The organism is Pseudomonas alkylphenolica (genome assembly GCF_004025535.1).
GTDB classification, from domain to species: domain Bacteria; phylum Pseudomonadota; class Gammaproteobacteria; order Pseudomonadales; family Pseudomonadaceae; genus Aquipseudomonas; species Aquipseudomonas alkylphenolica_A.
On the sequence record NZ_QJRG01000049.1, the window covers coordinates 622,182 to 647,385 of the forward strand.

A 25,204-nucleotide genomic window follows, 5' to 3' on the forward strand; every position below is an offset into this window, starting at 1 on the left:
TATGCAAGATGTTGTCTTGACCCACGAAGCCCTGGCGAACCTTGGCCTGGACCTTACACGTTTCAACCAGCTGGTGGGCGAAGTCTATGACGGCGCCCTCGATCCGAAACTGATGGCCAAGGCCCTCAAAAGCTTCCTTACCCTTTACGACGCCAACTACGTCACCCTGATCCTGCGGGTACCGGACCAGCCCGACGTCGGCCTGATGATCATGGCCGGTGATATAGAAGGCGCCGGCGACGTCAACTACATGACCTACCCGCGTACCAACACGCCGTTCGTCAACCAGCCGCTGGACCACGTTTTCACTGTCGATGACATCATGAGCTCCACGGAATGGGAGCACAGCGCCTACTTCAAGGCATTCTGCGGCCCCAACGACGTTTACCACGTAATGGGCGCCGACGTTTCCACGCCAGACAGCGGCAAGGTCCGCTTCCGTATCACCCGGCCCAAACGCGGTCCCAACTTTTCCGCCGACGAACGGGCACTGTGCGCGATGTTCCTGCCGCACCTGCGTCGGGCCTTGCAGTTGCACAACTTGCTGGACCGCAGCGAATCGCTGAGCGAGTTGTACTCCCAGGCGATCGGCCGCTTGTCGGTGGCCACGCTGGTTCTCGACGAAAGCGGCAGCGTATTGCAGGTCAACCCGGTGGCCCAGGAGATCCTGGCCCGCTCCGACGGCTTGAAGCTGGTGGGGGGGCGCCTGGAGGCGACCTACCCGAGCGACAACCGCGAGCTGCAACGCCTGATTCGTGGCGCGTTCTCGCCGGATGCGCCGAAAAGCGCCGAGGCCATGTCGGTTACCCGGCCTTCGGGCCTGGTCAACCTTGGTGTGGTGGTGGAGTCGATCCCGTCCCTGGACTGGGCCGAGGAGAAGGGCCAGCCGGCGGCGCTGGTGTACATCCGCGACGCCGAGAGCAAATCACTGGCCAACGAAGTGGTAACCAAGCAGTTGTTCAACCTGACCAAGGCCGAAACCGCACTGGCCATGGAACTGACCAACGGCCTGTCCCTGGAAGAAGCCGCCGAAGTGCTGAACATCCGGCGCAACACCGCCCGTGCCCATTTGCGCTCGATCTTCTCCAAGACCGGCGTGCGCCGCCAGACCGAGCTGGTGCGCATCCTGCTCAACAGCGTGGTGGCGTTGGGAAAACCCAAGCTGGCGTTGAAAGCCGCCGAGAAAATCAAAGTACCACCGCTGAAGCTGGCTGTGACCGCCTGAGTTACGCCGCCGCTGGCGCCTGCAGGCGACGCATTTTTAGTCCGCATAGACGATGCCCTCGGGTGATCGGCCTATCGATACTGGCTGGACCTATCACGGAGAACCACTATGCCTATTACAGCCATCACCGGTAGCGCCTCGGGAATCGGTGCTGCCGTCAGCGCCGCCATGCGCGCAGCCGGCCACCAGGTCATCGGTATCGATCGCAGCAACGCCGATGTGATCGCCGACCTGTCCACCTCCCAGGGGCGTGACGCGGCAATCGCCCAGGTGCTTGAGCAGAGCGGTGGGGTCCTCGACGGCCTGATCTGCTGCGCCGGAGTGGGTGTCACCGCGCCCAACTGCGGGATCATCCTGGCAGTCAACTATTTCGGCGTCAGTCAGTTGCTCAACGGCCTGCAAGGTGCATTGGCCAAGGGTGAGAATCCGGCGGCGCTGGTCATCGGTTCGCTGGCGGCGACGCACACGGGGCCTGACAGCCAGCCGATGATCGAAATGATGCTCGCCGGCGACGAAGTCAAGGCGTTGGAGTTTGCCAACAACCTTGGTGAGCCTCACTTCGCCTATTCCGCCTCCAAATACGCCATCAGCCACCATGCCCGCAACCTGGCGGTGAGCTGGGGCAAGCAGGGGATGCGCTTGAACGTGGTCGCGCCGGGCGCTGTCGCTACACCATTGCACCAGGCCTCGCTGGAGGATGCACGATTTGGCCAGGCGACGCGCGATTTCGTCGCGCCGATGGGGCGTTCCGCACACCCTGATGAGATCGCCAACGTGGTGGCGTACCTGCAGTCGCCGCAAGCATCTTTTGTGCATGGCACCGTGGTGTTCGTCGACGGCGGCATGGATGCCATGGTCCGCCCCTCGCGCTTCTGATAAGGAACCTGCATGAACAAGGTGGCATTCATCACCGGCGCCAGCCGGGGGATTGGCCGCGAGGCGGCACTGGCGTTTGCCCGTGCCGGTTTTGACCTGGCGATCAGCGCCCGCACCCTCAACGAGGGCGAACAGCACGAACATGCGTTACGCGACGCGGCCGGGGCACCGCTGGCCGGCAGCCTCAATGGCACCGCCGAGGCCGTGCGCGAACTCGGTTGCCGGGTTTTCGTAGTACCGATGGACCTGCTCGACAGCGCCTCGGCCCTGGATGCCTGTGAGGCGGTATTGGCCGAGTACGGGCGCATCGACGTGCTGATCAACAACGCGATCTACCAGGGCAGCGATCTCAACGCCGGGTTCATGAACCTGCAGGCGCAAACCCTGGAGCGGATGTTCAAGGGTTACATCCTCACACCATTCCTGCTGACCCGGGCGGTCACCGAGCACATGGTGGCGCGCGGTGGCGGCGTGGTGATCAACGTCACCTCCGGTGCCGGTGAAAGCGATCCCCCGGTGGCGGCAGACAAGGGCGGTTGGGGCTATGCCTATGGCGCGGGCAAGGCGGCGGTATCGCGCTTGTCCGGGGTGTTGGCAGCGGAACTGGGCGATCTTGGCGTTCGTGCCTACACCCTCAACCCCGGGGTGGTCAGCACCGAGGCGCTCAAGGCCACCATCGGCGACAAAGGTGTGCTCGCCTTGCGTTCCGGCATCGCGCCGCCCCATGTACCGGCGGCAGTGATGTTGTGGCTGGCCACCGCCGAACAGGCGCCGGCGTTTCAACGCCGGACCATCGCCGCGCAGCCGTTTGCGCTGGAGCATGGGATCGTCGCCGACTGGCGCTGAGCTTGTCCTGTGGGAGCGGGCATGTCCCGCTCCCACAGGATATCGAGCGAGGCTGAGCCGGCTTACGCCTGTTGGCGCTGGCGGGCAAGGGTCATCGCGGTATCTTCGATCATGTCTTCCTGCCCCCCCACCATGCCACGCCGTCCCATCTCGACCAGGATCTCCCGCGCCGACACGCCGTACTTCTTCTCGGCACGCTTGGCGAACAGCAGGAACGAACCGTAGACTCCGGCGTAACCCATGGTCAGTGCATCGCGGTCGCTGCGAATCGGGAAATCCATGATCGGCACCACCAGGTCTTCGGCGACATCCTGGATGCCGAACACGCTGACACCGGTGTCGATGCCCATGCGGTCACACACGGCCACCAGCACTTCCATCGGCGTGTTACCGGCACCGGCACCGAGGCCTGCGCAGGCGGCATCGATACGATTGGCGCCGGCGGCAATCGCGGCGATCGAGTTGGACACGCCCATCGACAGGTTGTGGTGGCCGTGGAAACCGATCTCGGTTTCCGGCTTGAGCGCTGCGCGCATCGCCGCGACGCGGGCGCTGACGTCATGGGGCAGCAGGTAGCCCGCCGAGTCGGTCAGGTAGATGCAGTTGGCGCCGTAGCTTTCCATCAGCAAGCCTTGTTTGACCAGGCCTTCGGGGCTGTTCATGTGCGCCATCATCAGGAAGCCGACGGTGTCCATGCCCAGGCCTCGGGCGTGGGAGATGTGCTGCTCGCTGACGTCGGCCTCGGTGCAATGGGTGGCCACGCGAATGGTGTTGACCCCCAGCTCATGGGCCATCTTCAGGTGATCGACGGTGCCGATACCGGGTAACAGCAAGGCCGAGACCTTGGCCTTTTTCATCAGCGGGATCACCGCCGACAGGTACTCCTCGTCGGTGTGGGCCGGAAAGCCGTAGTTCACCGAGCTGCCACCGAGGCCGTCGCCATGGGTGACTTCGATCAGCGGAACGCCGGCGGCATCGAGGCCGCAGGCGATGTCTTTCATCTGTTGCAGGCTGATCTGGTGACGCTTGGGGTGCATGCCGTCGCGCAGGCACATGTCGTGAACGGTGATGTTTTTGCCGCGAAGATCCATGGTCGTCTCCTTATGCGTGGGCGGTTTGGGCAGTGGCTTGCAGCACCAGCTCACCCTTGAGGATTTCCTCGGCGAACATTTCGGCGGTGCGCGCTGCAGCAGCGGTCATGATGTCGAGGTTGCCGGCGTACTTGGGCAGGTAGTCGCCCAGGCCTTCGACTTCCATGAAGATCGACACCCGATTGCCGTCGAACACCGGGCCGTTGACCAGCTTGTAGCCGGGTACGTAGCGCTGCACTTGCTTGATCATCGCCTCGATCGCGGCAGTGATCGCCACCTGGTCGGGTTCGCTGGCGGTCAGGCAATGCACGGTGTCGCGCATGATCAGCGGCGGCTCGGCAGGGTTGATGATGATGATTGCCTTGCCTTTCTTCGCGCCGCCGACCTTTTCCACCGCACTGGAGGTGGTGCGGGTGAACTCGTCGATGTTTTTGCGGGTGCCGGGGCCGACCGATTTCGACGCGGCGGTGGCAATGATTTCCGCATAGTCCACCGGCTGCACGCTGGACACTGCAGCCACCAGCGGAATGGTGGCCTGGCCACCGCAGGTGACCATGTTGACGTTCATCACGCCCAGGCCCAGTTGCGCCTTGAGGTTGACCGGCGGCACGCAGTAGGGGCCGATGGCGGCCGGGGTCAGGTCGATCATCAACACACCCAGGGCGTTGAGCTTGCGCGAGTTCTGCGCGTGCACATAGGCCGAGGTGGCGTCGAAGGCGATCTGGATCTGGTCTTCGACAACGTGTGGCAACAGGCCGTCAACGCCGTCGGCGGTGGTTTTCAGGCCCAGCTCGCGGGCCCGTGCCAAACCTTCGGAGGTGGCGTCGATGCCGACCATCCATACCGGCTCCAGCACTTCGCTGCGCATCAGTTTGTACAGCAGGTCGGTGCCGATGTTGCCCGGCCCGATCAGCGCGCATTTGATCTTTTTGCTCATGGTCTTTGGCTCCAGGGGAGGGAGTAAGGGTCAAGGGACGAAGCGCAGGCTGGTTTCGCCCAGCCCGCTCATGGACAGGCTGATGCGGTCGCCGGCGACCACAGGCACCAGCGGTGCGAGGGCGCCCGAGAGAATGACTTCGCCGCGGCGAAAGGGAATGCCCAGCTCGCCCAGGGTGTTGGCCAGCCAGGCCACGGCGGCGCAGGGGTGACCTTGCACCGCCGAGCCCAGGCCCGAGCCCGCGGGCTGGTCGTTCTTCAGCAGTTGCATGTGCACGGCGGCCAGGTCCAGGGTGCGTGGGTCGATGCGCTGGCTGCCGAGGGCAAACACGCCGCAGGAAGCGTTGTCGGCCACGGTGTCCTGAATGCGGATCTGCCAGTCATCGATGCGCGAATCGACGATCTCGAAGCACGGCGCCACCGCTTGCGTGGCAGCCAACACGTCGTCGGCGCTGATGCCCGGGCCTTGCAGGTCTTCACCGAGGATAAAGGCGATTTCGCCTTCGGCCCGCGGCTGGATCAGGTTGTAGCGGGCCAGGCTGACATCGCTGCCATCCGCGACCTGCATGGCATCGGTGAGGAAACCGAAGTCCGGCTGGTGGACATCGAGCATCTCCTGCACGGCGCGGCTGGTAACGCCGATTTTCTTGCCGATCACCCGCTCGCCGAGGGCTTCGCGGCGGTGCAGGAACTTCAGGGAAATCTGATAGGCCTGCTCCAGGGTGATCTGCGGGTAGCGACGGGTCAGCGGCGCGAGGGTCTGGCGGTTGCGCAGGGCATTGAACAGCTCGTCACCGAGCGCGTGGATCAAATGGGCGTCCATGGCGAAGGCTCCAGAGGGTAGGAAGAAAAAAGCCCGTCCCGAGATCAACAGGAACGGGCTCAAAGGAGTGGGTTCAGCCGGGCCAGACCGACGAGTCGGCGCCGCCATCGACGTCGATGATCTTGCCGGTGACCCAGGCCGAAGCAGGGCTGGCCAGGTACAGGGCAGCGGCGGCGATGTCTTCCGGGGTGCCGAGGCATTTCAGCGGGGTGTTGGCTTCCATGGCCTGGCGCATGGCGGCCGGCATCACGCCGTTCAGCGCCTCCGTCAGAGTCGGGCCGGGGGCGACGGCGTTGACCCGGATCTGCGGCGCAAAATCTTGCGCGAGCAGGCGGGTGAGGTGGCTGAGGGCGGCCTTGGCGGTGCCGTAGGCGCTGAAATGGCGCTGCGCATAGCGCGCCGCCACCGAACTGATGTTGATGATGTTGCCGCCACCGGCCTCGCGCATCAGCGGCACGCACAGCTGGCAAAAGGCGTAGGTGGTGGCGACGTTGAAATTCAGCATCTGGGCGAACTGTTCGGGGCTGAGCTTGAGCGGGTCACTCGGTCCGCCGCCGCCGACGTTGTTGACCAGGTGGGTGATGCGGCCCATGTGCTCAACGCTTTGGCGTACCAGGGCCTGGCGTTGCTCGTCGTCGTTGACGTCACAGGTGATGGCCAGCGCGCGCCGGCCCAGACCGCGCACTTCTTCGGCCACGGCTTGAACCTCTTCCAGTGAGCGTGCCGAGCACACCACATCGGCACCGGCTTCGGCATACGCCAGGGCAATTGCGCGACCGATGCCGCGGCCGCTGCCGGTGACGATGGCGACGCTGCCGTCCAGTTGGAAACGCTGCAAAATACTCATGGGCCCTTGCTCCGTGGGGTTCGACTATGGATGCCTTCACTATCGCTGCGGTGACCGGGGAGGGCATCGTCTCAACGGACTAGCGCTGCGTCCCCCAAAGACCCGGTGCCGCGCAGCCTGACTACCCTAGTCCGCTTTGACGATGAAGGAATGCTCGCTCGATCCGATGATCCATCTCAACTGGCGCAGTGGCGCAGTGAGATCGGGAGAATTGAGTGATGCACAGCATGCGAGAAAAGACCCAGGACGAATGTGATCTGCTTGAACGTGCACGCCGTTTGGTGCCGGCACTCAAAGCACGCACGGCGCAGGCCGACAAGGACTTGAAGGTGCCGGAGGAAAGCGTTGCCGAGCTGCAGTCGGCAGGCTTGCTGCGGGCTTTGCAGCCACGCGCATTCGGTGGCTATGAAGTTGATCCGCGCACCTTCTTCGAAATCCAGACCATCCTCGCCGAGGGCTGCATGTCCACGGCCTGGATCTACGGCGTGATGGGGGTTCACCCCTGGCAGCTGGCGCGTTATCCGATCGAAGCCCAGCGTGAAGTCTGGGCGGACGACCACAGTGCGCTGATCTGCTCGACCTATATGCCGGCCGCCAAGGTCACGGTGGTGGAAGGTGGCTACCGCATCAGCGGGCGCTGGGGCTTCTCCAGCGGCAGCGAGCACTGCCAGTGGATCTTCCTCGGCGGCATCATTCCGCCTGATGGTGACTTCGCCGCCGAGCACGGTACTTTCCTGCTGCCGCGTAGCGACTACCAGATCGAACGCAACTGGGACGTGTTGGGCCTGCGCGGCACCGGCAGCCATGACATTGTGGTCGAAGATGCATTCGTTCCTGCTCACCGTGTGCAGCGCACCAACAACTGCACCCTCGAAGCGACGCCGGGGCGCCTGGTCAATACCAACCCGATCTACGCGATCCCGTTCGCCCAGGTGTTCTCTCGTGCGGTCTCGACCTCGGCGATCGGCGCCCTGCAAGGTGCGATCAACGAGTTCCGCGACAACGCCGCCAAGCACATCGGCAAGCACGGTGCCCGCACTGCTGACGATCCGGTGGCGCAAACCGCGGTGGCCGAAGCGATGATCACCGTCGATGGCCTGCGCCTGGTGCTTGAACGCAACTACGAGCACCTGATGAACCTGGCCCGTGCCGGCGAATACCCGGACACCGAGACCCGCCTGTTGTATCGCTACCAGTCGGCCTACGTGACCAACATCTGCGCCGAACGGGTCAACGACCTGCTGCGCAGCATGGCCGCCTCGGGGCTGTACAACACCAACCCGGTGGCGAGGCTGTTCCGCGACCTGCACCAGGCGCGCGGGCACATCGCCAACAACTACATGGCCTACGGGCGCAGCTACGGCGCGGTGATGCTCGGTCTGCCGAACCCGGACCCCTACGTCTGAGGCTGTAGCAGCCGTTTCGATACCCCTGGGTTTGCACCTGCCCGTGGAACGCGGGCAGGTGGTCATGAGTACCTGACCTATGAACAATTATCTTGCCCTGCGCGTGGCACAAGTGATCGAGGAAACCGCGGATGCGCGGTCCCTGGTGTTCGACGTGCCTGAGCATCTGAGCGAACGCTTTCGCTACCAACCCGGCCAGTTCCTGACCTTGCGCGTACCGTTCGAGGACGGCTGGTTGCCACGTTGTTATTCACTGTCCAGCACGCCGTTGCTGGATGAGCCGTTGCGGGTAACCGTCAAGCGCGTGCACCAGGGGCGCGCTTCAAACTGGCTGTGCGGCGAGTTGCAGGCCGGCCAGACCCTCGAAGTGTTGGCCCCGGCCGGGGTGTTCGTCCCACGCAACCTGGACAGCGACCTGTTGCTGTTCGGTGGCGGCAGCGGGGTGACCCCGGTGCTGTCGATCCTGCGTTCGGCGTTGTTGGCGGGCAGCGGGCGGATTTTGCTGATCTACGCCAACCGCGATGAAGCCTCGGTGATTTTCAAGGACGAGCTCAAGGCCCTGGCCACTGCGCATCCGCAACGCCTGCAGATCGTCCATTGGCTCGACTCGGTACAGGGCGTGCCGAGCGTCGGGCAACTGGCCGAGCTGGCGCGGCCATTTATCGATGCCCAGGCATTCATTTGTGGGCCGGGTCCGTTCATGGACGCGGTGGTCAGCGCACTCGGCGCGCTGGGTATGCCGGACGCCCGGGTACATGTCGAGCGTTTCGTCTCGCTACCTGGCGAAGGTGAACTGCCGCTGGTGTCCAGCAGTGAGGCGGCCGTGGCCGCGCAGTTGGCGGTACGCCTCGATGGCGAGGACTACCAGCTGGCCTGTGACAGCGGCGAAACCGTACTGGCGGCCATGGAGCGCGCCGGCCTCAACCCGCCCGCCGCCTGCCGTGTCGGCGGCTGCGCCTCGTGCATGTGCAAGCTGGAAAGTGGCGATGTCGAGCTCCTGCACAACGACGCCCTGGACGCGGGTGATCTCGCCGAAGGCTGGATTCTGGCCTGCCAGGCCGTGCCCACCTCCGCGCAACTGCACATCCGCTTTCCCGAATGATGTTCCCGAATGATGCCGAGCCCGAGCCTACGATGAATCAGAGCCTGAACCTTGCCGCGCCGTTGAGCGCAGCCCCTGCCACCCTGGCCCAGTTGGTCTTCAGCAGTGCCGAACGCTTTGCCGGGCGCATTGCCATCGAGGAAAACGGCCAGCACATCGATTACGCACAGATACCCGAACGCGTCATGGAATTCGCCAAGGGCCTGATGGCCCTGGGTATCCAGGCCGGTGATCGGGTCGGCATCTGGGCGCCAAACAGCACCGAGTGGATACTCGCGGCGCTGGGCATTCAATGTGCCGGCGCGGTGCTGGTGCCGATCAACACACGTATGAAGGGCCCCGAGGCCGCCGACGTGCTGGAGCGCAGCGGCTGCCGCGTGTTGTTTGTGCAGCAGCGCTTTCTCGAGGTGGACTACCCGGCGCTGCTCGCGCCGTATCGACCGGCCAGCCTCGAGCACCTGGTCATCGTCGACGGCGAAACACCGGAGCAACCCTGCGACCTGACGCTTGCCGGATTCTTGCGCGGTGCGGCGACCATCGACAGCGAAAGTGCCAAACGCCGTGCCATGGCAGTCGAGCCCGGGGCTATGTGTGACCTGTTGTTCACCTCGGGCACCACCGGCAAACCCAAAGGCGTGATGAGCGGCCATGGCCAGAACCTGCGGGCGTTCAGTGAATACGTCAAGATCATCGGCCTGGTGCCGGGCGATCGCTACCTGATCGTCAACCCGTTCTTTCACGCCTTTGGCTACAAGGCCGGGTGGCTGACCTGCCTGATTGGCGGCGCAACCATCTTGCCCCACGCGGTGTTCGACGCTGAAGCGGTGTTCCAGCGCATTGCCCGCGAGCGCATCAGCGTATTGCCCGGCGCGCCGACCCTGTACCTGTCGCTGTTGGCCCACCCGCAACTCAAGCAGACCGACCTGTCGAGCCTGCGTATTGCCGTGACCGGCTCAGCCAGCATTCCCCCCAGCCTGATCGAACGCATGCGCAACGAGCTGGGGTTTTCCGTGGTCACCACCGCCTATGGCCTGACCGAATGCGGTGGGCTGGCGACCATCTGCGACCCGCAGGATTCGGCGCAGGTGATTGCCGGTACCAGCGGCCGACCGATCGCCGGCACCGAAGTGAGCATCCGCGACCCACAAAACCTGGCGCTGGACGCGGGGCAGACGGGTGAGATCTGCCTGCGTGGCTTTCACATCATGCAGGGCTATTTCCAGAACCCGGAAGCGACCCGCGAAACCATCGACGCCGACGGCTGGCTGCACACCGGAGATGTCGGGCGCCTGGACGAGGCGGGCAACCTGATCATCACCGACCGGTTGAAGGACATGTTCATCGTCGGCGGTTTCAACTGTTACCCGGCAGAGATTGAGGCGGCGCTGATCAAGCACCCGGCGATTGCCCAGGTGGCGGTGATCGGCATCGCCGATGAGCGCATGGGCGAGGTCGGCTGCGCCTGCGTGGTGCTGCGCGACGGAGAGGCACTGGACGCGGCGCAACTGATTGCCTGGAGCCGTGAGCAGATGGCCAATTACAAGGTGCCGCGCCAGGTGCGCTTTCTCAGTGCCTTGCCCCTGAACCCGTCGAGCAAAGTGGCAAAGAACGAACTGCGCGCGCTGGTGGCCGATAGCGCGCCGGCATGAGCCCCGCACAGCCGGGCAAACGGATTTTTCAACGCTGTGGCGACCCAAGCAAAAACAACAACAAAAAGGAGAGGAGCATGTTTACGCGAAACACGGTTGCGCGTTATCCGGGGAGCAGGCGTTGCCTGCTGGCAACGGCGATCACCGTCGCCAGTGCCACGGCCAGCGCCGGGCCGACTATCGAGCTGGGGGAAAACACCACGCTGGACTCGTCGCTGACGGTCAACTACACCGCCTCGATGCGGACCGCCAAGCAGGCCAGCCAATACCTCAACGACCCCAACAACGACGACGGCACGCGCAACTTCAAGCGCGGCTCCCTGATCAACAACCGCCTGAGCCTGTTCGGTGAACTGCAACTCAAGCACAACAACCTCGGGGCGGTGCTGCGCGGCAGTGATTTCTACGACGATGTCTACCACCAGCGCAACGACAACGACTCGCCGGAGACGGTGAACAAGGTCGGGCACAATGATGGCTTCAGTGACGAAGCCCGCCGCCTGAGCGGCAACACCGCACGCCTGCTCGACGCCTATGTGTACGGCAACTTCGATGTCGGCGAAACCCAGTACCTGTCGCTCAAGGCCGGGCGCCACCTGGTGGCCTGGGGCGAGAGCCTGTTCTGGCCGAACATCAGCCAGGGCCAGGCGCCGGTCGATGCCACCAAGTTCAACGTGCCGGGTACCGAGGCCAAGGATTCCTACCTGCCGGTCGGGCAGGTGTCGGCGTCGTGGTCGCTGAATGAAGACCTGGCGCTGGTCGGTTACTACCAGTACGAGTGGGAAAAGAGCCAGCTCAACCCCGTGGGCGACTACTTCGGCAGCGACACCTTCGGCCCCGGCGCCGAGTTTTTCCGCCTCGGCAGTGGCGTGATCGACAGCCTGCCCAACGGTGCAGCGGTCAGCTATGCCGGTGAGAAAGATGCCAAGGACAGCGGCCAGTGGGGCCTGGGTGTGCGCTACCGGATCACCGAAAACACCGAGGTGGGGCTGTTCCACTACCGCTACAACGAGCGCATCGGCTCACTGTTCTTCGATTTTTCCGGCACCACCCAGTACTCGTCGCTCAAGAGCATTGGCCACAAAGGCGAACCGTTGACCTACCGCCTGGGCTACTTCGAGGATGTCGAGCTCACCGGCATCAGCTTCAGTTCGAAGATCGGCGACTCCGTGCAGTATGCCGGTGACCTCAGCTACCGCGATGGCGCCTCGGTCTACCTGAACAACGGCGCACCGACCACCGGGCAGATCTGGCAGGGCAACCTCAACGCCTCGTACATCCTCGGGCCGAGTTTCCTGGCGCAGCAGACCACGTTCATGGGCGAGGTGGTGCATCAGCACATCGAGGGGGTCGACAGCCTGACCATCACCGGCGGCGGGCCTGGCGTGGACGGCACCTTCGATACCTTCGAATCGAAGACCCAGACCCGCGGCTCGACCCTGCTCGGTATCGGTGCCTACATGGATTACCCGTCCATCGCCACCGGCCTGGACCTGAGCACCAAGGTGGTGTGGACGCAGAACGTCGACGGCAGCGCCTACCAGGGCCTGGGCCGGGACGAGAAGCGCCTGACCGTGGGCGGCGACTTCAAGTACCTGGGCAACTTTCAGATCGGCATGACCTATGTCGCCTACCTGAGCTCGCCGGATGTCGCCCAGGGCCGGTTGCTGGCCGACCGCGATTACCTGTCGCTCAACGCCAAGTACACCTTTTGATGATCATGGCGGCGTCGCGATCAAGCGGCGCCGCCTTCGCGTGTAGCCTGATAACAACAATGAGAGGCATCCCATGAACCCTCGTCCGACCCCGTCACCGTTCAGTCCGATTGCGATTGGCCCGTTGACCCTGAAAAACCGCTTTATCAAGTCCGCCACCAACGAGGGCATGAGTGCCGGCGGCGTACCCTCCAAACAATTGGTCAAGTTGCACTCGGCGATTGTCGCCGGCGGCACTGCGCTGACCACCGTGGCCTACTGCGCGGTGAGCAGCGATGGCCGCACCTTGCCCAATCAACTGACCCTGAGCCAATCCAGCCTGCCGCACTTCAAGGCCCTGACCGATGGCGTGCATGCAACCGGTGGCCTGGCCAGCGCGCAGATCACCCATGGCGGTTGCTTTACCTTTATTCGCGAGCGCTCGACCAAGCGGCCGCTGTCGGCCAGCGGCGGCTTCAACAAGATCGGCATGATGAGCGGCATGTTCCTCAAACAGGCGATGACCGAAGCCGACATGCAACAAGTGGTGCGCGATTTCGCCCAGGGCGCACGCCTGGCGCGTCAGGCAGGCTTCGACGCGGTGGAAATCCACATGGGTCACGGCTACCTGCTCAGCCAGTTCATTTCGCCGATGTACAACAAGCGTCGCGACCAGTACGGCGGCAGCCTGGAAAACCGCCTGCGCTTTCCGCGCCGGGTGCTGCGAGCGGTGCTGGATGCGGTGGGCCAGGACATGGCGGTGATCTGCAAATACAGCGTCACCGAAGGCGCTCGCGCCGGTAACAGCGCCGAGGACGGGGCGAAGATCGCACGCATGCTCGAAGAAGAGGGCGCGCACCTGCTGGTGCTCAGCGCAGGGATGAACGCCGAGTCGATCACCACCATGTTCGGTTCCTCGTTCCCCAAGGAAAACCGCGTGCAGCAGAAGAACAAGATCATCGCCCTGGCGATGGCCATTCAGCGCCGCAAAGAGCCGACCGTGGAGTTCCGTGAGCTGTACCTGCTCGAACATGCGCGCAAGGTGCGTGCTGCAGTGAAAATGCCGTTGGCTTACCTGGGCGGTGCCAAGAGCCTGGCGAGCATCGAAAAGATCATGGCCGAGGGCTTCGACCTGGTGGCGATGGGGCGGGTGTTGCTGGCCGAGAACGACTACGTCAACAAGCTTGAAAGTGGCGCCAGCCGTGACTCCATCTGCACCGCCTGTAACCGCTGCGTAGCGATGATGTATACCCCGGGGGGTACCTCTTGTGTGCTGGGCCAGCCGGGTGATGCGCTATTGAACAGCCAGAAGGCGGCAGACCGCTAGCAACACAATAATAAACAAATACACCACAACCCCTGTGGGAGCGGGCTTGCCCGCGATAGCGGTGGATCAGCTGACATGAATGTTGACTGTTCCGACGCATCGTGGGCAAGCCCGCTCCCACAGGAATTGTGGAGATTGACGATCAACCGTTCTGCAGGAAATCGATGCAGCTGCGGTTGAACAGTTCGCGGTGTTCCACCTGGACCCAGTGTCCGCAACGATTGAGCACGATGAACCGGGCGTTCTGCGCGCCATCGATGATGCGCTGGGCGCCACTGACCGGGTTGAAATGATCGTTGCTGCCCCAGAACCCGAGGATCGGGCACTGGATCTCGCCCAGGCGCGATTCCATGTTCTGCACCATCATCGTGCTGAACAGGTTCTTCGGCTGGGTCACCGCCACGGCGACCCGTTCCTGCAACAGGCTTTCCGGCAGGATCGAAGCATCGAACAGTTGCAGGCTCATCATGCTGCGCATCTCGTCCATGCCGATCGGGCCGGCACTGAACAGGCTGACCATGCGTACGATGCCTTCCATCTTGAAGTAGGCCTCGCGTTCCTCGACACCGCCCGGTGCCAGCAGGATCAGGCTCTGCGGCAGGTCCGGTTGACGCAGGGCCAGGCCCAGGGCAATTGCGCCGCCCAGCGAGTTACCCAGCAGGGTGCAGCGCTTGACGCCGATCGATTGCAGGAAGGTCGCCACGCATTCAACGAAGAAATCCAGGTTGTACTGCACGTCTTCGGGTTTGTCCGAGCGGCCGAAACCCGGCAGGTCGAGGACGATGTTGCGGTAGCCGGCCGCGACGAACTGCGGGTAGTTGCCTTTGAAGTTGCTGAAACCACTGGCGCCCGGCCCGCTGCCGTGCAGCCACAGCACCACGGGGCCTGCGCCCTCATCGAGGTAATGCAGGCGCAAACCGTTGGGCAGCGTTGCGTAATGGCCGACGGGCAGGGGCAGGTCTACGGGTTGGTTCATGGGGTTCTCCATTTTCTGCGGATTCATGACGCACAACCGCGTCAGGCGTGCCAGCGGTGTGAAGGGGAACGCTGCGCCTGACGGGGTGTGCTCCTCTGCATGCTGGGGCCGTGCGCCACTGTCGGCATCGTCCGTTCAGACCACGGTGGGCGCGCTAGTCCCATCGGACGATGTGAGCCCGGGCACATGCCGCTAATCATTCAGGGGACGGCCCCTCTGCAAGGGCGGCGGGCCGCAGCTATTTGCACACTGGGAGAACGCAATGAAGTTACTCGATAAAGTGGCCTTCGTGACCGGCGCCGCGCAAGGCATGGGTCAGGCCATCGTGCGTGGTTTTGTCGCCGAAGGGGCGAAAGTGGTAGCGGTCGACCTCAATCAGGCGGCACTGGCCGAGAGCCTCGCCGACCTTGGCAACAACGTCCTGGCCCTGGCCTGCAACGTCGGTGACGGCGCTTCCGTGGCCGATGCCATGGGTCAGGCCGAGGCGCATTTCGGTGGCCTCGATATCCTGGTCAACAACGCTGGCGTGGGCGGCCTCGACAGCTTCCTGGAAACCCCTGACGAAAGCTGGGCGCGGGTGATTGGCGTGAACCTGGGCGGCACCTTCCTGTGCTGTCGCGAGGGCGCCAAGCTGATGGTCAAGGGTGGTCGCCAGGGCGCGATCATCAACCTCTCCAGCACCGCCGCGCTGACCGGCGAGGGGCCTAGCCATTACTGCGCCTCGAAAGCCGGGGTGATGGGCCTGACCCGTTCGATCGCCCGTGAGCTGGCGGCCAGCGGTATCCGCGTCAACACCCTGGTACCGGGGCCGACCAACACGCCGATGATGGCGGGCATTCCTGACGAATACATGCAGGCGCTGCTGAAAAACGTGCCGTTGGGCCGCATGTGCGAAACCGACGAGATCGCCCGTGTCGCGGTATTCCTGGCCAGCGAAGACGCCAGTTTCATGACCGGCCAGAACATCGCGGTCAACGGCGGCATGGCCTTTATCTGATCGGAGAGTTACTGATGAGCAAGCGTTTACAGGGAAAAATCGCCTTTGTGACCGGTGCAGGTTCCGGTATTGGTGAAGCCACCGCCGTGCGATTCGCCGAAGAGGGCGCCATCGTCGTCTTGTGCGGGCGCCGCGTGGAGCCGTTGCAAGGTGTGCAGGAAAAGATTCTGGGCTTTGGTGGCCAGGCTGAAATTGCCGTCGCCGATGTCAGTGACGAGCAGGCCTACGTCGGCGCACTGGAAGCCACCGCGCAGCGCCATGGCCGCCTGGACATTCTGGTCAACAACGCGATGGCTTACACCTGGGGTGGCATCGACACCATGAGCACCGCCGACTGGCACGCGAACTTCGCCACCACCGTCGATGGCACCTTCTTCGGCACCCGCACCGCCATGCGCCTGATGAAAGCCCAGGGTGGCGGTTCGATTGTCAACATCGCCTCGATCTGCGGCCTGTTCGGCACTGCATGGATGGCCGGCTACTCGGCGGCCAAGGCGGCGGTCATCAACTTCAGCCGCGCGGCGGCCAGTGAAGGCGCGCCCGACAACATTCGCTGCAACGTGATCATCCCTGGCGTGGTCGATACCCCGGCTACCGCCGGCATGCTCGGCGACAGCAAGGCGCGCACCAACACCGAGAAAGTCATCCCGATGAAACGGGTCGGCCTGCCGGTGGAACTGGCCAATGCCATCCTGTTCCTGGCCAGCGACGAAGCCTCCTATGTCACTGGCGCCAGCCTGGCAGTGGACGGTGGCCGCGGTTCCGACCTGTACACGGTGATGGAGTGATGGGCGTGGAATCCACCGCGCTGCTCGAGCGCATCGACCGTCTGGAGTCGCTGGACGCCATCCGCCAACTGGCCGGCAAGTACGCCCTGGCCCTGGACATGCGCGACATGGATGCCATGGCCAACTGCTTTGCCCCGGATGTGCGCGTGGGCCGCGACAAGAGCGGCCGGGCGCACCTCAAGGCGTGGCTGGACGAAACCATGCGCAAGCAGTTTCACGGCACCTCCCATCACCTGGGCCAGCACATCATCGAGTTCAGCGACGTCGATCATGCCACCGGTGTGGTCTATTCCAAGAACGAGCATGAGACGGGCCCGGAGTGGGTGATCATGCAGATGCTGTACTGGGACGACTACGAGCGGATCGACGGGCGTTGGTGCTTCCGCCGGCGCCTGCCGTGCTACTGGTACGCCACCGACCTGAACAAGCCACCAATTGGCGGCCTGAAGATGCGCTGGCCGGGGCGTGAGCCGTATGCCGGCACCTTCCACGAACTGTTCCCGTCCTGGGATGCGTTCTGGGCGCAACGGCCAGACAAGGACGCCTTGCCACAGATCGCCGAACCGGCGCCGCTGGAAGGCTTCCTTGCCAACCTGCGCCGTGGGGCAGACGCCCCGAAGATCCGCGTTCGCTGACCTGTCTTTCGCGGCGGCCCGGCATAGCCGGGCCAGTTGCGCCTACACTACCCGCGGCTCGCGCGGCATGCCCAGGGCCCGTTCGGCAATGATGTTGCGCTGTATCTCGTTACTGCCGCCATAAATCGTGTCGGAGCGGGTAAACAGGAACAGCGACTGTAAACGGCTCAACTGATAGGGCGCCGCGTCCAGCACTTCTGCCTCATCGCCCAGCACATCCATCGCCAGCTTGCCGAGATCCGAGTGCCAGGTCGACCAGGCCAGCTTGTAGATCATCGCCTCGCGCTTGAGGCTGCCATCCTGCGGCCCGGAGAGCATGCGCAGCGAGTTGTAGCGCAATACCTTGAGCCCGGACCAGGCCTGCGCAATGCGCTGGCGCAGCAACGGGTCACGTGCGGCGCCGTTGACCCGGGCAATGCGGATGATCTCGTCGAGTTCGTTCTGGAACTGCATTTGCTGGCCCAGCGTCGACACCCCGCGTTCGAAGCCGAGCAAGGCCATGGCGATCTTCCAGCCGTCGCCCGGTTTGCCGATCAGGTTGTCGGTGTGGGTCACCGCCTGATCGAAAAACACTTCGTTGAACTCGCTGGTACCCGTCAACTGCTGGATCGGGTGTACGCGGATCTGCGTCTGGGCCATCGGCACCAGCAGGAACGACAGGCCATGGTGCCCCTGGCTGCCGGGCTCGGTACGCGCCAGCACGAAACACCAATCGGCTTCGTGTGCCAGTGACGTCCAGACTTTCTGCCCGCTGATCAGCCAGTGGTTGCCGCTGTCATCAAGCCGTGCCCGGGTCTGTACGTTTGCCAGGTCAGAGCCGGCACCAGGCTCGGAATAGCCTTGGCACCAGAACTCGCGACCCTCGAGGATGCCAGGCAGCAGCCGCTGTTGCTGGGCCGGGGTGCCGAAGGCGGCCAGGGTCGGGCCGACCAGGCCTTCACCGATGTGGCCCATGCGTCCGGGGCCACCGGCGCGGGCGTATTCCTCGTGGAAAATCACCTGCTGGCAGATGCTCAGGCCGCGCCCGCCATGTTCCTTGGCCAAACCCAGGCCAATCCAGCCGCCAGCGGCCAGTTCACGTTCCCAGGCTTTGCGTTCTTCGGGAAAGCTGTGTTCGTCCCCTGGGCCACCGCGAAAGCGCAGTGGGGCAAACTCGCCCTTCAGGTGTTCGGCCAACCAGTGGGCGACTTCGCCACGGAAGGCTTCGTCGGCAGTGCTGAATCCGATTTTCATGCGTCTTCTCCAAACAGGTGGGCCGCCAGGCGTTCACGGTGCAGCGCCGGGGTGCCCAGCAGTTGCTCGCTGGCGCGGGCGCGCTTGAAATACAGGTGCGGGTCGTACTCCCAGGTAAACCCCACACCGCCATGCAACTGGATCGATTCGGCCGCGCAATGAAAAAACGCTTCGCTGGCATGGATCTTCGCCGTGGCGGTGGCCATGGTCAGTTCGCTGGCGACCGCCACGTCGCCGTCCGGATCAAGGTGTTCCTGCACCACGCATGCGGCGTAATAAACCGCAGAGCGGGCGCATTCAACCTGCAGCATCATGTCGGCGCAGCGGTGCTTGATCGCCTGGAAACTGGCGATGGTGCGGCTGAACTGCCGGCGTTCGGCGATGTAGGCCAGGGTCAGGTCGAGGGCCTGTTGCGCGCCGCCAGCCTGCTCGGCGGCAAGGCCGGCGGCGGCGATCTGCAGGCTGTCGTGCAACACCGCCCAGCCCTGGTCAGGGCCACACAGCAGCTGCGCGTCGCTGACCACCACGTTGTGCAGCTCGACCCGGGCCAGGCGCCGGGTCTGGTCCAGGGTGGGCAGGGCAGTGCGCGTGATACCGGCGGTATCGGCGTCGAGGGCGAACAGGCTGATGCCCGATGCCCCCTCGCTGCCAGGGTTGCGTGCGGCGACGACCAGCAGGTCTGCCTGTGTACCGTCGACGACCTGGGTGTAGACACCGTCAAGGACAAAGCCGCCAGCAGCGGGCTGGGCGATCGTTTGTACGCTTTGTGCATCCCAGCCTTTGCCGCTGGCAAACGCCAGCGTCGCCGTGGTTTCGCCAGCGGCAATTGCACTCAGCCAGCGCTCCTGCACCACCGGGTTGTCGCCGAGCAGCAGTGCTGGCGTGGCCAGGCAGGCGGTGGCGAACAGCGGTGAGCCGAGCAGAAAGCGACCGCTCTGCTCCAGCAGGATCGCCAGCTCGACAAAGCCCAGGCCCATGCCGCCGAAACGCTCCGGAACCATCAGGGCCGGCCAGCACAGCTCCAGGCCGATGCGTTGCCAGACCTCGGGGTCGTAGCCGTCGGCGCGGCTCATGCTGGCGCGCACGGCCAGCGAGTCGCTGGCGCTGGCGAGAAAGCGCTCGGCACTGTCGCGAATCATCAGGTGTTCTTCGGTAAAAGCGAACTCCATGGGGTGGTCTCTGCAAGGCGGATGGATGCCGCAGTCTGGAATGTCAGGGGGCTGCCTGAATCACTAAAACGGACTAGGTCAACCCGGCTTCGGGCCAGACCGCGCAAAGCGTGAGGGGGGTTAGTCTCAACGGACGATGAAGGGCAGGGCGGCACTTTGCACAATGCCAGCCACGCACCGGAATCAGCCAACGAGGAACCCAGGCATGATCGACATTCGCGGTTTGAGCTATTTCGTCTCGCAGATCGAAAACCTCAGTCAATGGCAACGCTACGCCGAGGACGTGCTGGGCATGCAAGTGCAGCCGGCGCCGGGTGGCGGTCTCTACGTGAAGATGGACGAGCGTCCGTTTCGCATGCTGATCGTCGAAGGCAGCGAGGCGCGTTACCTGGCATCCGGCTGGGAACTGGCCAACGAACCGGCATTCCAGGCCGCCCTCGCGCACTTGACCGCCGCCGGTATCGAATGGCAGCCGGGTAGCGCCGCCGAGGTCGATCAGCGCGGCGTGCAGGCGTTGGTCAAAGTCACCGACCCGTCGGGCAACTGCCATGAACTGAGCTGGGGCCATCGCTCCGACTGTCTGCCGTTCGTTTCGCCGCAGGGCGTGCCGCGTTTCATCACCGGCGACATGGGCCTGGGCCATACCGTGCTGCCGGCACCGAACTTCGACGCCACGCTGGCGTTCGCCAAGGACGTGCTGGGCTTCGAGCTGTCGGACATTTTCAACTTCCGCCCCGACCCGTCGGCACCGCCGATCCGCATCCACTTCCTGCATTGCCAGAACGCCCGCCATCACAGCCTGGCGCTGGCCGAGTACCCGCTGCCTTCCGGTTGCGTGCACGTGATGGTCGAGGTGGATTCGATGACCGAGGTCGGGCGTGCCCATGACCGCTTGCTGGCCCATGACGTGAGCCTGTCGGCGACCCTCGGCCAGCACCTCAACGACCGCATGACCAGCTTCTACATGAAGACACCGTCCGGATTCGATCTGGAATACGGCTTTGGCGGGCTGCAAGTCGACTGGGCCGAACACTCGGCCTTCGAGTTCACCCGCGTGAGCATTTGGGGGCACGACTTTTCGGTCGGCCAACAGTAAGGAACCGTGATGATGAACAAACAACTGACAGCGGCCGATGCGGTCGCTCAATTGCGCGATGGCATGACCATCGGTTTCGGTGGCTGGGGCCCGCGGCGCAAGCCGATGGCTATCGTGCGCGAGATCCTGCGCTCGCCGGTCAAGGACCTGACCGTGGTCGCCTACGGCGGCCCTGAAGTGGGCATGCTGTGTGCTGCCGGCAAGGTCAAGAAGCTGGTGTTCGGCTTCGCCACCCTCGATGCCATCCCGCTCGAGCCTTACTACCGCAAGGCCCGCGAGGCCGGTGAGCTGGAGCTGCTGGAGCTTGACGAAGGCATGTTCCAGTGGGGCCTGCGTGCGGCGGGCATGCGCCTGCCGTTCCTGCCGACCCGCTGTGGCCTGGCCACCGACGTGACGCGCCTGAACCCGGAACTCAAGACCATTGCCTCGCCGTATGCCGATGGCGAGGTGCTGTTGGCGATGCCGGCGCTGAACCTCGATGTGGCGTTTGTCCACGTCAACGTCGCCGACCGCCTGGGCAACATCCTGGTCACCGGGCCGGACCCGTACTTCGATCACCTGTTCGCCCGCGCGGCCCAGCAGTGCATCGTCTCCTGCGAGCGCCTGGAGGAGCGCCTGGAGCTGAGCGCCGAGCAGGCCCGCTTCAACACCTTCGAGCGCTACCTGGTCAGCGGCGTGGTGCATGCGCCACTTGGCGCCCACCCGACTGCCTGCGCCCCCGACTACGGCTGGGACATGAAGCACCTCAAGGGCTATGTCGCCAGCAGCCAGGCGGAAAACGGCTGGCAGGACTATGTGCAGACCTACATCGCCGCTGGCGAGCAGGCCTATCAGGCACAGAACGGCGGTGCCGATTCCATGGGCGCCTTGCCCCTTCCCGTGTTCTGAGGATTAGCGACTATGTCTGCAACCTGTGATTTCACCCTCGCTGAGCTGATGATCGTCGCCGCCTCCGAGGCCTGGCGCGGCAATGGCGAAGTGATCGCCTCGGGCCTGGGCGTGATTCCGCGCCTGGGCGCGAGCCTGGCCAAACTCACTCACAGCCCTGAGCTGTTGATGACCGACAGCGAAGCGTTCCTGGTCGAGGAGCCGATTCCTCTCGGCCCGCGTGGCGACTATGTACCGCGTTACTCCGGCTACATGTCGTTCGAGCGGGTCTTCGAGTGCGTCTGGGGCGGTCGTCGCCACGCGATGATCGGCCCGACCCAGATCGACCGCTGGGGCCAGACCAACCTGTCTTGCGTCGGCGACTATCAAAAGCCCAAGACCGCGATCCTCGGTGTGCGTGGCCTGCCGGGCAACAGCATCAACCACCTCAATTCGTTTTTCGTACCTAACCACAACACCCGGGTATTCGTCAGCGGTGAAGTGGACATGGTCTCCGGGGTCGGCTTCAAGGCCGAGCGCTGGCCCGAAGGCGCACGTCGCGACCTGATGGACATTCGCTGTGTAGTCACCGACCTGTGCGTGCTCGATTTCGACGGCCCTGAGCGTGCCGTGCAGGTGCGCTCGTTGCACCCGGGGGTGAGTTTCGAACAGGTTCAGGACAACACCGGTTTCCCGTTGCTCAAGTCGGCACAACTGCACGAGACCGTACACCCGACCGCAGAGCAGTTGGCCCTGATCCGCCGGCTCGACCCCCACGATTACCGCGCCACGGCGATCAAGGGCAACCCGCCCGGCATCCGTACGGCCTGAGGCGAGGACAGTGAACATGCACAGCAGCGAGAGTGAATTCGTCGTCCGCGAGGACAAAGCCGTCTACGAAACAGACACACCGGTGCTGTACAGCGTGGCCGAGGGGATTGCCACGCTGACGCTGAACCGGCCGACCTTCAACAACGCGCAAAATTCGCAAATGACCTACGCCCTGGACGCCGCTTTTCGCCAGGCGGTGAACGACGATGCGGTCAAGGTCATCGTCCTGCGTGGCAACGGCAAGCATTTCTCGGCGGGCCATGACATCGGCACGCCGGGACGTGACATCGACAAGCCGTTCGAGCGCGCGCACCTGTGGTGGGACCACACCAACAAGCCTGGGGGCGAGCAACTCTATGCCCGCGAGCAGGAGGTCTACCTGGGCATGTGCCGGCGTTGGCGCGAACTGCCCAAGCCGACCATCGCCATGGTCCATGGCGCCTGTGTGGCGGGCGGCCTGATGCTGGCCTGGGTGTGCGACCTGATTGTCGCCAGCGAAGACGCGTTCTTCCAGGACCCGGTGGTGCGCATGGGCATTCCAGGGGTGGAGTATTTCGCCCATCCCTATGAAATGAACCCGCGCCTGGCCAAGGAGTTCCTCTTTACCGGTGACCGCATGAGCGCCACCCGCGCCTGGCAGGTGGGCATGGTCAACCGCATGGTGCCCCGCGAGGAACTGGAGCAGGCCACCTATGCCCTGGCCGCCGGCATTGCCCGTCAGCCGCGCATGGGCCTGGCCCTGACCAAGCAGGCGATCAACCACGTCGAAGACCTGCAAGGCAAGCGCACGGCGATGGATGCGGTGTTCGCCTGGCACCATTTCGCCCATGCCCACAACGAGCTGTTGTCCGGCGACAAGCTGGGTGGCTTCGACGCCAAAGGCATGGCCCAGGCCAACAAGCAGGCAGAGGACAAGCGCTCATGAATCGCTGGCTGGATACGCCACTGACCGAAGCGCTCGGTTGCCGCTACCCGATTGTGCAAACCGCCATGGGCTGGGTCGCCGATGCCAACCTGGTGATCGCCACGACGCAGGCCGGCGGTTTTGGTTTCCTTGCTGGCGCGACCATCGCCGCCGATGAGCTGGAAAGCGAAATCCGCAAGGTGATCGATGCCACCGGTGGCAGCAACTTCGGGCTCAATTTTCACATGTTCCAGGACAACGCCGCGCAGTGCGTCGACCTGGCGATCCAGTACCGCTTGCGCGCCGTAAGCTACGGGCGCGGCCCGGACAAACAGACCATCGCGCGGTTCAAGGCGGCCAAGGTGCTGTGCATTCCCACCGTGGGCGCACTCAAGCATGCACTGAAGGCGGTGGAGCTGGGGGCCGACCTGATCACCATTCAAGGCGGCGAGGGCGGCGGCCATACCGGCGGCGTGCCCAGCTCGATACTGCTGCCGCAGGTACTGGCGGCGGTCAAGGTGCCGGTGATCGCGGCTGGCGGTTATGCCACCGGCCGTGGCCTGGCCTCGGTGCTGGCTGCCGGGGGCGCAGGCATCGCCATGGGCACGCGCTTTCTGATGACCCGCGAATCGCCGACACCGGCGGCGACCCTGGAGCGATATCTCAAGGTCAACGACCCGCAGCAGGTGCGGGTGACCACGGCGGTGGACGGCATGCGCCACCGCATGATCGAAAACCGCTTTATCAATCGTCTGGAAAAGGCCGGCCCGTTCGGTCGCTTGCGCATCGCTCTGGGCAGTGCCTGGCAATGGAAACAGCAAACCGGCATGAGCCTGGGGCACATGGCGTCGGTGTTTATCCGTGCCCTGCGTGAAGACCCGTCAGCCCTGTCGCAAGTGGTGATGGCGGCCAACCAGCCGGTGTTGTTGCAGCGCTCGATGATGGATGGCGCCCCGGACGAAGGCATCCTGCCCAGCGGCCAGGTCGCGGCCGCCATCGGCGAGCTGCTCAGTTGCCGTGAAGTCATCGAAGGCATCGCCAGCGAAGCCCAGCACTGCCTGGACGCGCTGCTGGCGCGCAGCCAGACCCAGTCCTCGAACCATCCCGCCAGTATTGGAGAACCCCTGTGAACCAGGCATTTACTACACAACTCAACCAGGGGATCGCGGAGCTGGTGATCGCCAAGCCGCCGGTCAACGCCCTCGACAGCCAGGAATGGCGTGCGCTGGCCCGGCAGATCGAAGCCCTTGGCGCCGACCCGCAAGTACGCGTGATCGTCATCCGCGCCGAAGGCCGGGGCTTTTGCGCCGGCGTCGACATCAAGGAGCTGGACAAGTATCCGGAGCGCATCGTCGAGGTCAACGCCGGCAACTATGCGACGTTCAAGGCCGTGCACCGCAACCCGGTGCCGGTGATTGTCGCAGTCCACGGCTTTGTCCTCGGCGGCGGCATCGGCATTACCGGGGCGGCGGACATCGTCGTCGCCTCCGACTGCGCGACCTTCGCCCTGCCGGAAGTCGACCGCGGTGCCATGGGCGGTGGCGCGCACCTGCAACGCCTGTTCCCGGTGCAAAAGGTCCGCTACCTGTTCTTTACCGGCGACAGCATCGGTGCCCCTGAAGCCCTGCAATACGGCTTTATCGAGCGCATCGTCAGCAAGGATCAGTTGCGCGAAACCGCGCTGGGCATCGCGGCGAAGATCGCCGAAAAGAGCCCCGGCATGATCCGTATCGCCAAGGAAGCATTGAACGGCATCGAAGACGGCAATCTGGAGGACAAGTACCGCTGGGAGCAGGGCTTCACCATGCAGGCCTACAGCAGCCCGGACTCCGCCGAGACCCGTCGGGCCTTCGTCGAAAAACGCGACGCCAAGTTCTGAGGGAACG

Annotated in this window: 24 protein-coding genes; 17 read left to right on the forward strand and 7 right to left on the reverse strand. The window is 64.2% G+C overall.

From position 1 onward, the window contains the following. The first annotated feature begins 1 nt into the window (after position 1). The 3 genes from DM813_RS26475 (at position 2) to DM813_RS26485 (ending at position 2,947) form a co-directional block, all read left to right on the forward strand. Positions 2-1,225: a helix-turn-helix transcriptional regulator gene (locus DM813_RS26475; protein WP_128326340.1), complete on the forward strand. Its 1,224-nt coding sequence runs from the start codon at positions 2-4 to the stop codon at positions 1,223-1,225. Between the two features lie 108 nt (positions 1,226-1,333). Beyond that, positions 1,334-2,101, forward strand: a complete 768-nt coding sequence (locus DM813_RS26480) for an SDR family oxidoreductase (RefSeq protein ID WP_128326341.1) — start codon at positions 1,334-1,336, stop codon at positions 2,099-2,101. Positions 2,102-2,113: 12 nt separating this feature from the next. After that, positions 2,114-2,947 carry an SDR family NAD(P)-dependent oxidoreductase gene (locus DM813_RS26485; protein ID WP_128326342.1) on the forward strand — a complete coding sequence of 278 codons (834 nt, stop codon included), beginning with the start codon at positions 2,114-2,116 and terminating at the stop codon, positions 2,945-2,947. Positions 2,948-3,009: 62 nt separating this feature from the next. Here DM813_RS26485 and dmpG read toward each other — a convergent pair whose 3' ends face one another. The 4 genes from dmpG to DM813_RS26505 form a co-directional block, all read right to left on the reverse strand. Further along, positions 3,010-4,038, reverse strand: a complete 1,029-nt coding sequence (gene dmpG, locus DM813_RS26490) for a 4-hydroxy-2-oxovalerate aldolase (protein ID WP_128326343.1) — start codon at positions 4,036-4,038, stop codon at positions 3,010-3,012. Positions 4,039-4,048: 10 nt separating this feature from the next. Next, entirely contained in the window at positions 4,049-4,975 is a 927-nt protein-coding gene (locus tag DM813_RS26495) for an acetaldehyde dehydrogenase (acetylating) (RefSeq protein ID WP_128326344.1), read from the reverse strand. 30 nt (positions 4,976-5,005) lie between these two features. Continuing rightward, positions 5,006-5,797 carry a fumarylacetoacetate hydrolase family protein gene (locus DM813_RS26500; RefSeq protein ID WP_128326345.1) on the reverse strand — a complete coding sequence of 264 codons (792 nt, stop codon included), beginning with the start codon at positions 5,795-5,797 and terminating at the stop codon, positions 5,006-5,008. Between the two features lie 73 nt (positions 5,798-5,870). Continuing rightward, positions 5,871-6,644 carry a glucose 1-dehydrogenase gene (locus tag DM813_RS26505; protein ID WP_128326346.1) on the reverse strand — a complete coding sequence of 258 codons (774 nt, stop codon included), beginning with the start codon at positions 6,642-6,644 and terminating at the stop codon, positions 5,871-5,873. Between the two features lie 218 nt (positions 6,645-6,862). Between DM813_RS26505 and DM813_RS26510 the strand changes: the two genes are divergently transcribed. The 5 genes from DM813_RS26510 to DM813_RS26530 all read left to right on the forward strand — a co-directional run bounded on the left by DM813_RS26510 (position 6,863) and on the right by DM813_RS26530 (position 13,822). Continuing rightward, entirely contained in the window at positions 6,863-8,050 is a 1,188-nt protein-coding gene (locus tag DM813_RS26510) for an acyl-CoA dehydrogenase family protein (RefSeq protein ID WP_128326347.1), read from the forward strand. A gap of 79 nt (positions 8,051-8,129) precedes the next feature. Then, positions 8,130-9,152: a ferredoxin--NADP reductase gene (locus DM813_RS26515; protein ID WP_128326348.1), complete on the forward strand. Its 1,023-nt coding sequence runs from the start codon at positions 8,130-8,132 to the stop codon at positions 9,150-9,152. Positions 9,153-9,184: 32 nt separating this feature from the next. Continuing rightward, entirely contained in the window at positions 9,185-10,801 is a 1,617-nt protein-coding gene (locus DM813_RS26520) for a FadD3 family acyl-CoA ligase (RefSeq protein WP_128326349.1), read from the forward strand. Between the two features lie 77 nt (positions 10,802-10,878). After that, entirely contained in the window at positions 10,879-12,516 is a 1,638-nt protein-coding gene (locus DM813_RS26525; RefSeq protein ID WP_128326350.1) for a DUF1302 domain-containing protein, read from the forward strand. A 73-nt stretch (positions 12,517-12,589) separates the two neighbouring features. Beyond that, positions 12,590-13,822, forward strand: coding sequence for an NADH:flavin oxidoreductase (locus tag DM813_RS26530; protein ID WP_128326351.1), 1,233 nt, complete (start codon positions 12,590-12,592; stop codon positions 13,820-13,822). Positions 13,823-13,964: 142 nt separating this feature from the next. Here the strand turns inward: DM813_RS26530 and DM813_RS26535 are convergent, their stop codons facing one another. Then, positions 13,965-14,798: an alpha/beta fold hydrolase gene (locus tag DM813_RS26535; RefSeq protein ID WP_128326352.1), complete on the reverse strand. Its 834-nt coding sequence runs from the start codon at positions 14,796-14,798 to the stop codon at positions 13,965-13,967. 262 nt (positions 14,799-15,060) lie between these two features. Here DM813_RS26535 and DM813_RS26540 point away from each other — a divergent pair, with 262 nt between their 5' ends. The 3 genes from DM813_RS26540 to DM813_RS26550 are packed head-to-tail and all read left to right on the forward strand — an operon-like array spanning position 15,061 to position 17,218. Then, positions 15,061-15,795, forward strand: a complete 735-nt coding sequence (locus DM813_RS26540; RefSeq protein WP_128326353.1) for an SDR family NAD(P)-dependent oxidoreductase — start codon at positions 15,061-15,063, stop codon at positions 15,793-15,795. Positions 15,796-15,809: 14 nt separating this feature from the next. Next, the gene (locus DM813_RS26545) at positions 15,810-16,583 is read left to right on the forward strand and encodes an SDR family NAD(P)-dependent oxidoreductase (RefSeq protein WP_128326354.1); all 774 of its coding nucleotides are present in this window, start codon (positions 15,810-15,812) and stop codon (positions 16,581-16,583) included. A 5-nt stretch (positions 16,584-16,588) separates the two neighbouring features. Next, positions 16,589-17,218, forward strand: a complete 630-nt coding sequence (locus DM813_RS26550; protein WP_206617440.1) for a nuclear transport factor 2 family protein — start codon at positions 16,589-16,591, stop codon at positions 17,216-17,218. A gap of 42 nt (positions 17,219-17,260) precedes the next feature. Here the strand turns inward: DM813_RS26550 and DM813_RS26555 are convergent, their stop codons facing one another. Together DM813_RS26555 and DM813_RS26560 are read right to left on the reverse strand one after the other, a co-directional pair. Then, entirely contained in the window at positions 17,261-18,451 is a 1,191-nt protein-coding gene (locus tag DM813_RS26555; protein ID WP_128326356.1) for an acyl-CoA dehydrogenase family protein, read from the reverse strand. Next, positions 18,448-19,620: an acyl-CoA dehydrogenase family protein gene (locus DM813_RS26560; RefSeq protein WP_128326357.1), complete on the reverse strand. Its 1,173-nt coding sequence runs from the start codon at positions 19,618-19,620 to the stop codon at positions 18,448-18,450. The genes DM813_RS26555 and DM813_RS26560 overlap by 4 nt, the downstream gene beginning before the upstream one ends. A gap of 205 nt (positions 19,621-19,825) precedes the next feature. On the opposite strand from DM813_RS26560, the gene DM813_RS26565 reads away from it, so the two are divergent. Genes DM813_RS26565 through DM813_RS26590 form a run of 6 tightly spaced genes read left to right on the forward strand, consistent with a single transcriptional unit; the run spans position 19,826 to position 25,197 of the window. Then, positions 19,826-20,716: a VOC family protein gene (locus tag DM813_RS26565; RefSeq protein WP_128326358.1), complete on the forward strand. Its 891-nt coding sequence runs from the start codon at positions 19,826-19,828 to the stop codon at positions 20,714-20,716. Between the two features lie 12 nt (positions 20,717-20,728). Next, positions 20,729-21,604: a CoA transferase subunit A gene (locus tag DM813_RS26570; protein WP_128326359.1), complete on the forward strand. Its 876-nt coding sequence runs from the start codon at positions 20,729-20,731 to the stop codon at positions 21,602-21,604. Between the two features lie 12 nt (positions 21,605-21,616). Further along, on the forward strand, positions 21,617-22,414 hold the full coding sequence (locus tag DM813_RS26575) for a CoA-transferase subunit beta (RefSeq protein ID WP_128326360.1): 798 nt from the start codon (positions 21,617-21,619) through the stop codon (positions 22,412-22,414). A 16-nt stretch (positions 22,415-22,430) separates the two neighbouring features. After that, positions 22,431-23,339: an enoyl-CoA hydratase gene (locus DM813_RS26580; RefSeq protein WP_128326361.1), complete on the forward strand. Its 909-nt coding sequence runs from the start codon at positions 22,431-22,433 to the stop codon at positions 23,337-23,339. Next, a complete protein-coding gene (locus tag DM813_RS26585) occupies positions 23,336-24,448 on the forward strand; it encodes an NAD(P)H-dependent flavin oxidoreductase (RefSeq protein ID WP_128326362.1) in 1,113 nt (370 codons plus the stop codon). Before DM813_RS26580 ends, DM813_RS26585 begins: the two co-directional genes overlap by 4 nt. Further along, on the forward strand, positions 24,445-25,197 hold the full coding sequence (locus tag DM813_RS26590) for an enoyl-CoA hydratase family protein (protein ID WP_128326363.1): 753 nt from the start codon (positions 24,445-24,447) through the stop codon (positions 25,195-25,197). Before DM813_RS26585 ends, DM813_RS26590 begins: the two co-directional genes overlap by 4 nt. Positions 25,198-25,204 lie beyond the last annotated feature (7 nt).

What these genes read in the sequence shown, in the direction of transcription:
- DM813_RS26570 (WP_128326359.1), top strand. Translation starts at nt 20,729, where the DNA reads ATGAACAAACAACTGACAGCGGCCGATGCGGTCGCTCAATTGCGCGAT.
- DM813_RS26515 (WP_128326348.1), top strand. Translation starts at nt 8,130, where the DNA reads ATGAACAATTATCTTGCCCTGCGCGTGGCACAAGTGATCGAGGAAACC.
- DM813_RS26505 (WP_128326346.1), bottom strand. Translation starts at nt 6,644, where the DNA reads ATGAGTATTTTGCAGCGTTTCCAACTGGACGGCAGCGTCGCCATCGTC.
- DM813_RS26580 (WP_128326361.1), top strand. Translation starts at nt 22,431, where the DNA reads ATGCACAGCAGCGAGAGTGAATTCGTCGTCCGCGAGGACAAAGCCGTC.
- DM813_RS26545 (WP_128326354.1), top strand. Translation starts at nt 15,810, where the DNA reads ATGAGCAAGCGTTTACAGGGAAAAATCGCCTTTGTGACCGGTGCAGGT.
- DM813_RS26520 (WP_128326349.1), top strand. Translation starts at nt 9,185, where the DNA reads ATGAATCAGAGCCTGAACCTTGCCGCGCCGTTGAGCGCAGCCCCTGCC.
- DM813_RS26530 (WP_128326351.1), top strand. Translation starts at nt 12,590, where the DNA reads ATGAACCCTCGTCCGACCCCGTCACCGTTCAGTCCGATTGCGATTGGC.
- DM813_RS26495 (WP_128326344.1), bottom strand. Translation starts at nt 4,975, where the DNA reads ATGAGCAAAAAGATCAAATGCGCGCTGATCGGGCCGGGCAACATCGGC.
- DM813_RS26485 (WP_128326342.1), top strand. Translation starts at nt 2,114, where the DNA reads ATGAACAAGGTGGCATTCATCACCGGCGCCAGCCGGGGGATTGGCCGC.
- DM813_RS26510 (WP_128326347.1), top strand. Translation starts at nt 6,863, where the DNA reads ATGCACAGCATGCGAGAAAAGACCCAGGACGAATGTGATCTGCTTGAA.
- DM813_RS26475 (WP_128326340.1), top strand. Translation starts at nt 2, where the DNA reads ATGCAAGATGTTGTCTTGACCCACGAAGCCCTGGCGAACCTTGGCCTG.
- DM813_RS26555 (WP_128326356.1), bottom strand. Translation starts at nt 18,451, where the DNA reads ATGAAAATCGGATTCAGCACTGCCGACGAAGCCTTCCGTGGCGAAGTC.
- DM813_RS26565 (WP_128326358.1), top strand. Translation starts at nt 19,826, where the DNA reads ATGATCGACATTCGCGGTTTGAGCTATTTCGTCTCGCAGATCGAAAAC.
- DM813_RS26585 (WP_128326362.1), top strand. Translation starts at nt 23,336, where the DNA reads ATGAATCGCTGGCTGGATACGCCACTGACCGAAGCGCTCGGTTGCCGC.
- DM813_RS26540 (WP_128326353.1), top strand. Translation starts at nt 15,061, where the DNA reads ATGAAGTTACTCGATAAAGTGGCCTTCGTGACCGGCGCCGCGCAAGGC.
- DM813_RS26480 (WP_128326341.1), top strand. Translation starts at nt 1,334, where the DNA reads ATGCCTATTACAGCCATCACCGGTAGCGCCTCGGGAATCGGTGCTGCC.
- DM813_RS26575 (WP_128326360.1), top strand. Translation starts at nt 21,617, where the DNA reads ATGTCTGCAACCTGTGATTTCACCCTCGCTGAGCTGATGATCGTCGCC.
- DM813_RS26525 (WP_128326350.1), top strand. Translation starts at nt 10,879, where the DNA reads ATGTTTACGCGAAACACGGTTGCGCGTTATCCGGGGAGCAGGCGTTGC.
- DM813_RS26535 (WP_128326352.1), bottom strand. Translation starts at nt 14,798, where the DNA reads ATGAACCAACCCGTAGACCTGCCCCTGCCCGTCGGCCATTACGCAACG.
- DM813_RS26560 (WP_128326357.1), bottom strand. Translation starts at nt 19,620, where the DNA reads ATGGAGTTCGCTTTTACCGAAGAACACCTGATGATTCGCGACAGTGCC.
- dmpG (WP_128326343.1), bottom strand. Translation starts at nt 4,038, where the DNA reads ATGGATCTTCGCGGCAAAAACATCACCGTTCACGACATGTGCCTGCGC.
- DM813_RS26500 (WP_128326345.1), bottom strand. Translation starts at nt 5,797, where the DNA reads ATGGACGCCCATTTGATCCACGCGCTCGGTGACGAGCTGTTCAATGCC.